Below are 13953 nucleotides of genomic sequence, written 5' to 3' on the forward strand. Positions count from 1 at the left end.
TTTAATGTCCTTTAGGTTTTAAATCCACAATTGTTCCATCAGGATTTTTAATTTTTACATTTTTTAATTCACCTTTTAAATTACCAATAACAGCCATTCTATATTCTGTACGCAACTGTTCCTGTTCTTTCTTTTCACTGTCAGTTAATCCTTCTGCTTTAGATTTTCTTGCCAATTCATTTATTCTCTTTATTTTCTTCTGGTCCATTTTTTCTTTTCCTTTTATTTTATTTTAGAAATATATATGTAGTATCACTATTTGCCGCGATTGCACCAATAAAATACCCTTTTTCTTCAAGCAATACTTCTGTCGAAGGGAATTTCTGAATTGCAACATATTCATATTCTTTGCCAAATAAAGGCTTTTTCTCATTGACACTTGCAATGAGATTATTATTAATGAAAACTATCTTTTCTTTATTACTGTAAACTGCATCAACCTCGTTAGTCTCTAAATTAAGAAATTGGCTTTTAGAATCTTTGTCAATTTTAACATATGGTGTTCCGTTAATTAATATAGCATTTGCTCTTGTTGAACTTCCGGTTTTTGTTTTGTTAATACATGTATATTCTTCTTTGCTTTCAAGATTATAAAAGCAAATCGTTTCTTCATCCTTATTAAAATCGAATGTAGAATATAATAAATAATTATTCTGAACCTCAGCAAATACTAATGTAGTATCATAGTATGCCTGGGCTATTGACGGTATAACCATATGTGTCTGTTCAAGTAATAAATCCGATATAAATTGCTGAATGTTTATTACCATTAAAGTTTCAACAGCTGCTTCTTCTTTTTCGAGTAAATCATGCTTATTCTCATCAAATAAAGAGTATCCTGTTTTCATAATACATGAATTTTCGTTATATGGAATCATAAATTCAATTCCATTGTTAATTAAATTTTCATCGTTGATTTTATATTGCTTATTATCTACAAAATTAAATAAAATAGATGAAAAATCAAAAAATCCGGCATAATTATCTTTATAATTTCCTCTTGGAATTGCCCTTTGTATTATTAAATTAGATTCATTTAATATATATATTTTTATTTGTTTTTTATCAGGATATAGATTTAAATTATCCTTTAAGGTAATTATTTTTAAATATGTATCATCAATATAATTATATTTAATTATATTTAAATTGTAATTTCCATCATATTGATCATCGAATTCAGTAAAATAAATATAATCTGACTGAAACTGACAGTCTGTAATATTAAAAACCTGTAGTTTTTCGCTTCTTGGAAGAATTTCTTTTCTTATATTATCTTCTAAATGATACACGAAATAGTGTACTTTTTTAATATTGCTAAACTTACTATCTTCATATTCTTTTTCAAGAATTATATCATCTTTTAAATGAATTCCATTAAAATATTCTGATTGGGCTAAAAATCTAATGTTCATTATGACTCCTCACGCGTTTATATAACGAAATTTTTACAAACTAAATCATACTACAAAATTGAAAAAAGGTCTATATTTTCATTCTTAGATATGTATAACTCAAAATTGCAAACCTTTAATCTAAATATAATTGTTCAAATAATAATACTATGGTCTGAATTCAGAAATAATCGATTCAAACACCTTTATACCATCAATAGCTGCACTTGTAATGCCTCCGGCATAACCTGCCCCTTCACCACAAGGATAAACACCTTTAAATACTGATTGAAAATCGTCTTCTCTTATAATTCTTACAGGTGATGACGTTCTGCTTTCAATCGCCGCAAATACAGTATCTTTATTATCAAATCCCTGTATTTTCTTGCCAAAATATGGCATTGCCTCTTCTATTGAATCGCAAATATATTTAGGTAATACATTTTTTATATTCGCAAAAGAATATTTTCCTTTTATGTCAGGAATAACATTTCCAAATTCATGACTGATTTTGTTATTTACAAAGTCACCATATAGTTGAACAGGAATTGCACCTTTTCCTTCATTAAATGCTTTTTCTTCTAATTCACGTTGTAAATACATTCCTGCTAATGGATGTTTACTTTCAAAATCATTTGGAGTAATAGTTGTAACTATCGCACTGTTTGCATTTTTACCATCTCGAGCGCTATAACTCATACCATTGACAGCTAAACGTTTATCTTCAGAAGAAGCATTAACCACGCATCCTCCAGGACACATACAAAAAGAATATACGCCTCTTTTGCTCTTTGTATTGTATGTTAATTTATATGGTGCAGCAGGCAAACCTTCACAATTATCAACTCCATATTGTGATTTATTTATCATATCCTGTAAATGCTCAACACGAACACCTATTGCAAATGGTTTTTGTTCCATTGGAAATGATTTGTTATATAGCATTTCGAAAGTATCTCTTGCACTATGACCTATAGCCAAAATACATATTTGATTCTGAATTTTTTCTGAATTATTGATTTCTAAATTATAAAAACCACCTTCTTTTTCGATGTTAGTAAGCTTACTTTCAAACAATACTTTTCCACCAAGTGATTCTATTTCTTTTCTTAAGTTTTTTACAACAATTTGAAGAATATCTGTTCCTATGTGAGGTTTTGAATCATACATGATATTTTCGGGTGCACCACATTTTACAAATGTTTCCAGAACAAAATTCTGACGACCGTTTTTATCTTTAATTCCTGTGTTTAATTTTCCATCAGAAAAAGTTCCCGCGCCACCTTCTCCAAATTGAACATTTGACTCTGTATTTAATTTACCGGTTTTCCAAAATTCTTCAACATCTATAATTCTACTGTCAACATCCTTGCCTCTTTCAATTATTATAGGATTATAACCTGCTTTTGCTAAAAGATAGCCACAAAACATTCCGGCCGGGCCAAATCCTACAACAACAGGTGGATTATCTATTTTTTTATTACCCGTAACATTGTATATGTATTTTTCTTCTTTTTTTACAATTGAAACATCTTTAGGTAATTTTTTTAAATTGTATTTATTTAACTCTAATTGAACAGCATATATATATATTGGTGATTTTCTTGCATCAATTGATTTTTTTATAATTTTATATGACACAAGGTTGTTTTTTTGTGTATGAACTTTTTTAAGTGCTTCCTTAACAACATCATCTATACTATGCTTAACATTCATCTTAATTTGATTAACTTTAATTTTTATCATATAAACAACTCTTTCCTGCAATTGCACCGCTTGACCATGCAAATTGTAAATTATAACCGCCACATAAACCGTTAATATCGACCACTTCACCTGCGAAATACAAGTTTTTTACAAGTTTAGATTCCATTGTTTTAGGATTTATTTCTGATAAATCAACTCCTCCACACGTAACCTGAGCCTGTTCGTAATCTCTCGTATCTATTGCTTTAAATTCAAATTTTTTTATAAAATTTATTATATTTGAAATAAAGTATTCAGAATCTTTTTTACATTTATTAACTACTATTTCATAAATACCATTAGCTATTTTTGACGGTAACATTCCTTTTAAAGCATATAATACACTTTTTCCGTTATCTTTTTGTGTAATAATAAATTTTTCTATATCCTCACTCTTAATATCAGGTAAATAATCAACTGTTATTTCAACATCTTTTTCTAAATTTATAGCTCTGGAAATATAATTACAGCAATTAAATATAGGAATTCCTGATAAGCCATAATCAGTAAATTGCACTTCTCCGGTTTCCTTATATACTGATGCTCCTTCTATAAAAGCTGTTACAGTTGCTTTAGTTCTTACGCCTGCAAAAGATTTACAGATTTTATTTTTGCATACAATTCCTGTTAATCCGGGAACCTGTTCAATTATATTATGGCCAAACATTTTTGCATAACTGTATCCACTTCCATCAGAACCGGTTTTTGCAGCAGACTTTCCACCAGTTGCAATTATAAGCTTGTCGGCTATAATTTCTTTATTATTACCCTTAATTATAAATTTATCATCTTTTCTATGCATTCTTGTAATATGAAAATCAGTAATTAATTTTACATTTCTTTTATACAATTCACTTTGCAATACATCAATAACAGATGCTGCCTGCTCACTCATAGGATAATAATATCCATTTTTATCTTTTAACATTAAACCGCAATTATAGAAAAATTGTTTTGTATCATCGACAGAAAATTCGTTTAACACTACATCTGCAAAGTCCTGATTATTATATTTTTCTTTTGAAACTGATTCATTAGTCAAATTGCATTTTCCATTACCGGAGATTCTTATTTTAGAACCTATTTTTGATGTGTGTTCTAAAATAAAAACCTCATTATTTTCATTTGCTACATTTATTGCAGCCACCATTCCTGCCGCTCCGGCACCGATTATACATATTTTCATTGTAAATATTCCTCAACTGGTATTAGCCTCAAGAAATTTAAATAATTCTTCTGCTGTATCAAAGTAAAAACCTTCAGCTAAAACATCCTGCTCTTTTTTTGACAAACTGGACACTGGTATTTCTGTGGATGCAACAACAGTTGCTCTATCATTTTCAAATACTACAATGTATCCTTCCACTGATTGCAACCAATAGCCTTCTTTTTCTATTACTTTAGCATTAGTCTGAGAATTATTCTTCTTTGATTGTTTATCTGTTCCAATATTATATCCAATTACAAATGTTGCAACAATTACAGCTGCAACTAAACAAAAAATATATGCACGCTTGTTCATAAATAAACTCCTTTGCATATATTTTTTACCGTTTTATATTTTTATATACTACAGCAGATGAATTTTTTTACATATTTTAATAATCATAGTTCCTTTTGGAACAGATTCCAATTCATTTTCTGTAACAATTTTCGTTTTAATAACCATAATTCCATATACTGCAATAGCTACACATATAGCGATTAACGTTGATATTGTATTACTTCCGATTAATTTATGGAATAATAAATAAACTAAATAACAACATATAGACATAATTACCGATGAAATTATAGGTTTAACAAATGTATTTTTTATTTCCTGTGTATAGCCTGTATAATTTTTTATTGAATATGAATTTAATACACATACAGTCATTGCAAATGTGAAATCACCTATTACAACAGCGTATATTCCTAATTTGAATACAACGAGTAATAAAGGCAAAATAACTAAATGAATACCTAATGAAATTGCTGAATTCTTAATAGGAACATTCAATTTATCAATTCCCTGTAATATTGAATTACTGATTGTTGATAAAGAAAATGCCGTAACTGTAAATACACTAAACATCATCATGTAAACAATCATATCATTACTCAAATTAGGAAATAGCATTTTGTTTATTGGTCCACCTAATACAGATAATCCAAAGCCGCAAGGCAGGGCAATTATCATTGAAAATTTAATTGCTGAATCTATTTTATTATTTACAATTAGTTTATCACCGGCAGCATATGAACGAATCATTGACGGTACAATTGCTGCCGCTAATGCAGATGCAATAGCTATTGGCATAGTAGTAAGTACTCTATACTGTGAGCTGTATACACCCCACAATGCTAATCTTGCATCTTCTTTTAAGCCAAATTTCAACTCCATAATATTCTGGAAAATCGGATTATCCAACAAGTTGCTAATGTTATAAATTGTTGTACTTATGAGCATTGGTGTAATTGTAAATATAATCATTTTTGTTATTCTACTAAATGAATCCAATGCGCCTTTATCCTGCTTTGAAATATCAGCCAATATATCCGACTTTCTTTTTAAGTAGATAATAATCAGGACTAAAAGAGCTGTAGCCGCACCAAGGCATGTACCTAAAGTTCCACCTGCAGCACCATATGATATTGCATTTGCTTCTGCTTTACTTTCTGATAACATTGTAGAAACAGAGTATCCATAATTTAATAATTCGTATGCTGCAAACACACTTACAAAAGCATTTACAATCTGTTCAAATATCTGAGAAATCGCAGTTGGCACCATATCTCCAAGTCCCTGCATATAACCACGGAAAACTCCTAAAATGCATGCTATTGTTAATGTAGGAGCTAATACCTTTAATGCTCTTCCGGCTGATGGAGCATGATAAAATGTTGAAGCAAGCCATTCTCCGCCAAAAAATGCAATTAATCCACATATAACACCAATTACAAGCCCGTATATTAATGCTCCTTTAAAAATTCTGTGAGCATTATTATTTTCATTTCTTCCTAATTTTTCAGAAACAAGCTTTGAGACTGCAATAGGCATACTTTGTGATGATAATAAAATTAAAATATTATACACATCATAAGCCGTGCCATAACATCCCATGCCTTTTTCACCTAAAATATTAGTTAAAGGAACACGATATATTAAACCTATAACTCTTACTAATAAACCTGCTACAGCTAAAATACTTCCTTGTAGAAGAAAGCTGTTTTTTATTTTTTTCTTTGACATTGAAATCTCCTAATTACATACGAAAACTTTCCGGCATCAAGTCAGAAAGTTTGTATTCTCTTATTTCCTTATCATTAGTTACAACAATTATTCCATTTTCATCCATAAATTCTGTCATAACCTGTCTGCATATTCCGCATGGATACGCAAAATCGTGCGTAGAGCATACAATTACTATTTTGTCAATTTTTGTATATCCATCTGATACAGCTTTGAAAATAGCACATCTTTCAGCACATATAGTTGCACCGAAAGATGCATTTTCAATATTACATCCCATGTAAATTTTTTCACCACATAAAGCAACTGCCCCTACATTAAATTTGCTGTAAGGTGCGTATGAATTTTTCATTGCCTCATATGCTTTTGATATCAACTCATCATTACTCATAATACTCACTCTTATTTTGAAATTTTTACATTATCAGAATATTCATTCTGAACCATGCAAATCCATGTTTTACCATCATTTAAAACAATTTCATTTCCTGATTTATCTAAATATGTAGTTCTTCCAAGCTTGTCTGATTTATTCCAAGTAATTTTTTCAGTCTTACCGTTTGTAATATACCAACCTTTTCCTGAGCCTGTTAAAGTCATATCCAAACTCTTATTATCAGGATAAAGAGTAGCGTTAACATACTGAATAATTATATTAGAACAAGACAGCTGTTCATTATTCTGATCATCAATGTGTGCTTTTCCATATTGGAATCTCTTATATAATCCTGTAGCTGCATCATATTCAAACCAAGGTTTATTTATCTGGTAACCAAGTTCTACTTTATTGGCAATCTTTTCGCTTGCTAAATCTACTTTAGTTCCCTCATCAGCAAATTGGAAATGTGAACTGTAATCTTTTTTGTATTTTTTTCTATAGCCTAATTCTTTAATTCCCTTTTTAATTCCTGCACCATCAATAAAACAGTTATGTGGTGCAACTCTATCTGTTGTTCTAAAGAAAATGCTATTTGCAACAGACTGATATGAACCTACATTATCAATCTTATCGCTTTTTAGAAAATCAAGTGCATATTTAGACTGTCCAAAATGAACATAGATAGCATCCCATTCCAATGCAAAATAACAATAATAAATTCTGCAGCTTCTTATTGAACCAATCTTTTTAAGATCATCGTAATTTTCAAAAATACCCATTATACGTGTTATGCATCCTTCAACAGGTGCTTCATAGCATACACTTGCATTGCTAAGTCCTGAATGAGGAATTGCATTTATAATGTTATTGTACATTACGGCAACAGGTCTTCTATTACCAATTTTTTCATCTACATATTCACCGGTTAATTTACTTCTTACCTGTCCGATATGTGAATTGTCGACAGTTGTTTCTTCAATTGTTGTTTCTTCAACAGTTGTTTTTTCTTCTTTTTCAGTTTTCTTTCCTTTGCATCCTGTTACTAAAATCATGGCTACTATGATTAATGTTAATGCTGTTAGTATCTTTTTTTGCATGTTTACTCCCTCGTAATTCCTAAATTTATTAAAATATCATTTTGCTTTCTTTCCATTTCCACCCTTTCATCTTCCTCCATATGGTCATATCCAAACAGATGAAGCATACTATGGGCAACAAGAAAAGCAAATTCTCTTCTAACTGAATGATTAAATTCATGTGCCTGACTTATTACACGGTCATATGAAATAACAATATCACCTAAAATTAATTCTCCGGTATCTAAATCAAAATAATCATCAATCTCATCAAATCCTGTAAAATCACCCGGCTTATCATAATCAATCATCGGAAATGATAATACGTCAGTTTCTTTATCAATTCCTCTAAACTCGTTATTTATCTCATGAATTCTTTCATTCGTTACAATAGTTACATTAACTTCACACTCATATGGACATTTCACATAATCCACGGCTTCATTAACAACCTCTTCTATAAGTTTTTCATAATCAAGTCGTTCCTTCATTTCTTTGTCATATTCGTTTTCAATATAAATATTCATTATTTCTTTTCCCTTTGTTGTTTCTTTTTTGCCATTTTTTCATCATATTCTTCATATGCTTTAACGATTTTCTGAACAAGAGGATGTCTTACAACGTCTTTGTTTGTCAAGTTAACAAAACTTATATCCTCAACTTTACTTAAAACCTTTAACGCAACATCTAATCCTGAAACAGCGTCTCTAGGTAAATCTTTTTGAGTTAAATCACCAGTCACGATTACCTTTGATCCAAAGCCGATTCTTGTTAAAAACATCTTCATCTGTGCAGGCGTAGTGTTCTGTGCTTCATCTAAGATAATAAATGCATTATCTAATGTACGTCCACGCATATAAGCTAAAGGAGCAACTTCTATAATTCCCTTTTCAGAATTATGCATAAAACTTTCTGCCCCCATTATCTGATATAACGCATCATATAAAGGACGTAAATATGGATCAACCTTGCTTTGTAAATCGCCTGGTAAAAATCCAAGATTTTCTCCTGCTTCAATAGCCGGTCTTGTCAAAATGATTCTGTTTACCTCATCATTTTTTAAAGCAGTTATTGCCATTGCCATTGCAAGATATGTTTTACCTGTTCCTGCCGGGCCAATTCCAAATACAATCATCTTCTTACGTATTTCATCTACATAATGCTTCTGACCTAATGTTTTAGGCTTAACAGGCTTTCCTGCCGCAGTTCTGCATATCATATCATCATCTAATTCGACAATCGCCTGTTCGTTATCCTCAAAAGATAATGATAACGCATAATCAACATTTTGCTCTGTTATTTCATTGCCACGTAAAGATAATTTAAAAAGCTGTTCAAATACTTTTTTTGCCCTTTTGGCAGCAACTTCACCACCAATAATTTTTATTTGTGAATCTCTAGATATAATGGTGACATGAAGTGTTCTTTCTATTTTCTTTATATTTTCATCAAAATTTCCATAAATCTTTTTTTCATGCTCAGCAGGAATATCTATAATACTCTCAATCACGCTCATTAACTGTAGTTCCTTCCTCTGATATACTTAACTCTTCAAGTGACCCAAAAGGTTGAACAACTGTCACCTGTCCTTTTCCTATATATGTGTCACCGACAATCTTCATTTTAACATTTTTTTCTAGAATTTTATACCCTTTTTGTTCTAAAGTCATTAAATAATATGTAAAATCATTATCTATTAGTGTTTTTATTTGAGTTTTATTTCTTTTTACTTCAACATATTTAAAAGGAATATTTGTAATTTTTGTAAATGTAACAGGCAGATAATAATTTTTCAAAAAATGAAGTTTATTTTTTTCAATCACAATGTCTTTATTTTTGCCTTCGCCATTTAATATTGCCATATCACCAAACGAAACGTTAAAATATGAATATTTCTTTCCATATTTTTTTACTTTTTCTTTTATTTTATATTTTTTATTAAATTCATATTTAACTTTGGCATAAATTTCACCGTCAGCCTTAACATATTTCTTAGCTATAATTTCTTCAAATTCGTTATATGTATCTACTTCTCCTGAAATCAGCAAATCACCTTTTTTAACTTTGTCACCTTTCTTTACATTGCCGACACCTGTTCTTGTTATTATGCTATCTATTTGTGCATCACAATTTGCAATAATATTATACGGAGAATTTTCCTGTTCCTTTATCGTTCGATTATAATTTTCATTTACATGAATTATGAGATTTGTCCCTTTAATTTCTGCACAAACCCATGTTATATCAGAATATTTATTACGAATCTTTTTTTCTATTTCATCGCAATCAATTTTTCCTTTATATTCTCCTACATATACGTTTTGTTTTCTTATAAAATTATATAATTCATTGGAAGTATGCATTACATTGCCATCTATTGTAATGTTCCAGATAAACATAGATAATATAACTACAATCAATAAAAATGATGCTAACGAAATACCAAATATTTTTATGTATTTAATTTTTTTTATTTTATTTATATTTCCAATTTCGGAAACATTTTTAATTTCAATATTGTATTTCTCGCATTTTTCTGTTAGCCTTGCTAAATATTTTTTGTTTATAAGAAAAGTAGCTTCGTTATTTGAAATCTTAATCTCTCTATACTCTAATTCGTTAAATTTCAATAATCTTTTAATATCGTAACTATTAATGCAAATTTCTACAAAATGATATTTCATTAAGATCTCCTATTATTTTCATACAGATTTTATTATTATAATATTCGATATTTAATCCGTTACCCTTTATAAAAATATAGTAACGTTTGCACTTAACTATTATGTTTGTATCTGATAATTCAATTATCGAAATATAATTTTCTATATAAGCACACCTTTTTCCTAAGATATCAACAATAGATTCTTTAAAAACTACATCTGTAGGTATTTGGCCGGCATCACAAATTTTATATTTATCTATAGCTTTTCTCCACATATAGCTATTATTATTAAGTATATGAATTGTTTAAAATATAATACATAAAAAAAACCGGAGCATAAACTCCGGTTTTTTATAATTAATTATACTTGCGCTTTCTAGCAGCTTCTGATTTCTTCTTACGCTTAACGCTTGGTTTTTCGTAATGTTCTCTTTTACGAATCTCCTGCTGAATACCAGCCTTTGCGCAATTTCTCTTGAATCTACGTAAAGCACTGTCGATTGATTCGTTTTCTTTAACGATAACGCTTGACATTCTTTCCTTACCTCCCTCCAGTTACGATATTCCTAAAACTGTAGGTATTGTGTTTCATAACACACAAAAAATATTATAACATATATTTCCACATCGTCAACCACTTTTTATAGTATATTGAAGATTTTTTGCTTATTATTTTACCTGGCTTTCAAGAACTTCTTTAGCCTTTGCTAACGCGTCATCTGCACCTGCAGGATTCTTTCCTCCGGCCTGTGCCATATTAGGACGACCGCCGCCGCCACCGCCAACACATTTAGCTACTTCCTTAATGATATTTCCGGCATGTGCACCTTTACTGATTGCATCATCACCAGCCATTGCAATAACATTAACTTTATCGCCTAAAGTTGATACGATAACAACAACTCCATCGTTTGTCTTTTCTTTCATCTGATCGCCTAAATTTCTCAAACCATTCATATCAACGTCTGCGACTTTTATCGCTAATAACTTAACTCCATTTACATCAACAATCTGGTCATCAGCATTTCCAACAGATGCATTAGCAATTTTGCTCTTGAGTTTTTCGTTTTCACTCATAAGAGCTTTTATTTCTTCCTGCATAGCTTCAATTTTCTTTACAAGTGCTATAGGTTCAGCTTTAGCAACCTTAGCTGCAAGATTCATTTCTTCTTCAATTGATTCATAATGTTTCATAAGACCTGTTGATGTTAAAGCTTCAATACGTCTTACTCCGGCAGCAATACCTGATTCTGAAACAATCTTAAATGCTGAAATAACTCCTGTATTTGCTACATGGGTACCACCACATAATTCAACTGAAAAATCACCCATTGAAACGACTCGAACCGTTTCACCATATTTTTCGCCAAACAATGCCATAGCCCCTGTCTTCTTAGCATCTTCTAATGACATTTCTTTAGTAATTACAGGAAGATTTTCAGCGATTTCATTGTTTACAATATCTTCAACTTTCTCAATTTCTTCAGGAGTCATAGCCTGGAAATGAGTAAAGTCAAATCTAAGTCTGTCTGCAGTAACTAATGAGCCTGCCTGTTCAATATGATCTCCTAATACAATCTTTAAAGCTTTCTGTAATAAATGTGTTGCACTATGGTTTTTGCCTGTATCTTCTCTATTATGCTTATTAACCTTAAGTGTAACATTATCTCCAACAGAGAACATTCCCTTAGTAACCTGTCCTATATGACCAATCTTTCCACCTAAAAGCTTAATTGTATCTTTTACTTCAAATTCACTGTCGCCGTTTGTAATTACACCAATATCTCCTGCCTGTCCACCCATTGTAGCGTAGAAAACAGTTTCATCAACAACGATTGTTCCCATATCACCATCAGTGATTGCTTCTACAATTTCATCTTCAGTTGCAATTGTTGAAATTACTGATTCATTTTCTAATTTGTCATATCCTACAAATTTAGATGTGATATTTTTATCCATCTGCTCGTAAATTGTAGCATCTGCACCCATGTAATTTGTTTTCTTTCTGGCTTTTCTAGCTTTTTCTTTCTGTTCTTCCATGCATGCTTTAAATCCGTCTTCATCAACATTAAATCCTTTTTCTTCAAGGATTTCCTTTGTCAAATCAAGAGGAAATCCATATGTGTCATATAATTTAAATGCATTTTTTCCTGAAAGAGTCTTTGAACCTGCATTATCCATTTCTTTTTGCATATCAGTAAGGATTCCAAGTCCTTGATCTATTGTCTTATTGAATTTGTTTTCTTCTTCAGTAAGAACTTTAAAAATCATGTTTTTCTTTTCTTCTAATTCAGGATAACCGTCTTTTGAACTTTCAATAACAGTTTCACTTAATTTTGCAAGGAATTTTCCATCAATTCCAAGTAAACGTCCGTGTCTTGCAGCACGTCTGATTAATCTTCTAAGAACATAACCTCTTCCTTCGTTAGATGGCATAATTCCGTCAGAAATCATAAATGTAGCTGAACGGATATGGTCTGTTATAATTCTAATTGAAACATCCCATGCATATTCTTTTTTATATTCTTTTCCTGAAAATTCACAAACTTTATCTCTTAAAGCTCTGATTGTATCAACATCAAAAATTGAATCTACATCCTGAACAACAGTTGCAAGTCTTTCAAGACCCATACCTGTATCAATATTTTTCTGTTTAAGAGTTGTATAATTTCCTTTTCCGTCATTTTCAAACTGTGTAAATACGTTGTTCCAAATTTCAATGTATCTGTCGCACTCACAACCTACTGTGCAATCCGGCTTACCACAACCATATTTTTCACCACGGTCATAATAAATTTCTGAACATGGTCCGCAAGGTCCTGCACCATGCTCCCAGAAATTGTCTTCCTTACCAAACTTAAATATTCTATCAGCAGGAATACCCATTTCTTTGTTCCATATATCAAATGCTTCGTCATCTTCAAGATAAACTGAAGGATAAAGTCTGTCTGCTTCCAATCCAACAACTTCTGTCAAAAATTCCCATGACCAATGAATTGCTTCTGTCTTGAAATAATCTCCAAATGAGAAGTTACCAAGCATTTCAAAGAATGTACCGTGTCTTGCTGTTTTACCTATATTTTCAATATCACCTGTTCTGATACATTTCTGACATGTAGCTACTCTTGTCTTAGGTGGAATTTCCTGACCTGTAAAATATGGCTTAAGAGGTGCCATACCTGCATTAATCAACAATAAGCTGTTATCATTGTGGGGAACTAAAGAAAAGCTACCCAATACCAAATGGTCTTTAGATGCAAAAAAATCTAAATACATTTTTCTTAATTCGTTTAATCCGTATTTTTGCATTTATTTATCCTCCAAATATTAATCCTTATGCTAAAACTCAATAAATAATTCTAGCATAAGGACTATTGTTTTTCAAGATTATAGATTGATTTAATTTGCATTATAGGTTGATTTAGTTTGCATACTTACGCATCTATTTGTTAATGCTC

The 13953-nt window shown here is 30.7% G+C and carries 14 protein-coding genes; all 14 read right to left on the reverse strand.

Annotated elements, in window-relative coordinates:
- Position 1: 1 nt before the first annotated feature.
- A complete protein-coding gene (locus tag CCC31_RS03200) occupies positions 2-208 on the reverse strand; it encodes a DUF896 domain-containing protein (protein ID WP_022089618.1) in 207 nt (68 codons plus the stop codon).
- 19 nt (positions 209-227) lie between these two features.
- Positions 228-1415: a hypothetical protein gene (locus tag CCC31_RS03205; protein WP_022089619.1), complete on the reverse strand. Its 1188-nt coding sequence runs from the start codon at positions 1413-1415 to the stop codon at positions 228-230.
- 147 nt (positions 1416-1562) lie between these two features.
- A complete protein-coding gene (locus CCC31_RS03210) occupies positions 1563-3140 on the reverse strand; it encodes an FAD-dependent protein (protein ID WP_290849650.1) in 1578 nt (525 codons plus the stop codon).
- Positions 3127-4326 (reverse strand): NAD(P)/FAD-dependent oxidoreductase, encoded by a 1200-nt coding sequence (locus CCC31_RS03215; protein ID WP_290849652.1) that lies wholly within the window; start codon positions 4324-4326, stop codon positions 3127-3129. The genes CCC31_RS03210 and CCC31_RS03215 overlap by 14 nt, the downstream gene beginning before the upstream one ends.
- 12 nt (positions 4327-4338) lie before the next feature.
- Positions 4339-4662 carry a hypothetical protein gene (locus CCC31_RS03220; protein ID WP_022088420.1) on the reverse strand — a complete coding sequence of 108 codons (324 nt, stop codon included), beginning with the start codon at positions 4660-4662 and terminating at the stop codon, positions 4339-4341.
- A 48-nt stretch (positions 4663-4710) separates the two neighbouring features.
- Positions 4711-6375 carry a polysaccharide biosynthesis protein gene (locus tag CCC31_RS03225; protein WP_118565098.1) on the reverse strand — a complete coding sequence of 555 codons (1665 nt, stop codon included), beginning with the start codon at positions 6373-6375 and terminating at the stop codon, positions 4711-4713.
- A gap of 13 nt (positions 6376-6388) precedes the next feature.
- A complete protein-coding gene (locus tag CCC31_RS03230) occupies positions 6389-6766 on the reverse strand; it encodes a cytidine deaminase (RefSeq protein WP_118565099.1) in 378 nt (125 codons plus the stop codon).
- A gap of 11 nt (positions 6767-6777) precedes the next feature.
- Entirely contained in the window at positions 6778-7851 is a 1074-nt protein-coding gene (locus tag CCC31_RS03235) for a DUF3048 domain-containing protein (protein WP_290849656.1), read from the reverse strand.
- Between the two features lie 2 nt (positions 7852-7853).
- Positions 7854-8357: an rRNA maturation RNase YbeY gene (gene ybeY, locus CCC31_RS03240; protein WP_117909431.1), complete on the reverse strand. Its 504-nt coding sequence runs from the start codon at positions 8355-8357 to the stop codon at positions 7854-7856.
- Positions 8357-9346, reverse strand: coding sequence for a PhoH family protein (locus CCC31_RS03245; RefSeq protein WP_118565101.1), 990 nt, complete (start codon positions 9344-9346; stop codon positions 8357-8359). Before CCC31_RS03245 ends, ybeY begins: the two co-directional genes overlap by 1 nt.
- Entirely contained in the window at positions 9333-10514 is a 1182-nt protein-coding gene (locus CCC31_RS03250; protein WP_118565102.1) for a sporulation protein YqfD, read from the reverse strand. The genes CCC31_RS03245 and CCC31_RS03250 overlap by 14 nt, the downstream gene beginning before the upstream one ends.
- On the reverse strand, positions 10483-10770 hold the full coding sequence (locus CCC31_RS12670; RefSeq protein ID WP_117909435.1) for a YabP/YqfC family sporulation protein: 288 nt from the start codon (positions 10768-10770) through the stop codon (positions 10483-10485). The genes CCC31_RS03250 and CCC31_RS12670 overlap by 32 nt, the downstream gene beginning before the upstream one ends.
- Before the next feature lie 82 nt (positions 10771-10852).
- Positions 10853-11029 carry a 30S ribosomal protein S21 gene (gene rpsU / locus CCC31_RS03255; protein ID WP_005362674.1) on the reverse strand — a complete coding sequence of 59 codons (177 nt, stop codon included), beginning with the start codon at positions 11027-11029 and terminating at the stop codon, positions 10853-10855.
- Positions 11030-11164: 135 nt separating this feature from the next.
- Positions 11165-13804 carry an alanine--tRNA ligase gene (gene alaS / locus CCC31_RS03260; RefSeq protein ID WP_118565103.1) on the reverse strand — a complete coding sequence of 880 codons (2640 nt, stop codon included), beginning with the start codon at positions 13802-13804 and terminating at the stop codon, positions 11165-11167.
- Positions 13805-13953: the final 149 nt, after the last annotated feature.

The sequence above is a fragment of the Eubacterium sp. LMAG:50 genome (assembly GCF_008680265.1).
In the GTDB taxonomy this organism is placed as follows: domain Bacteria; phylum Bacillota; class Clostridia; order Lachnospirales; family Lachnospiraceae; genus Eubacterium_U; species Eubacterium_U album.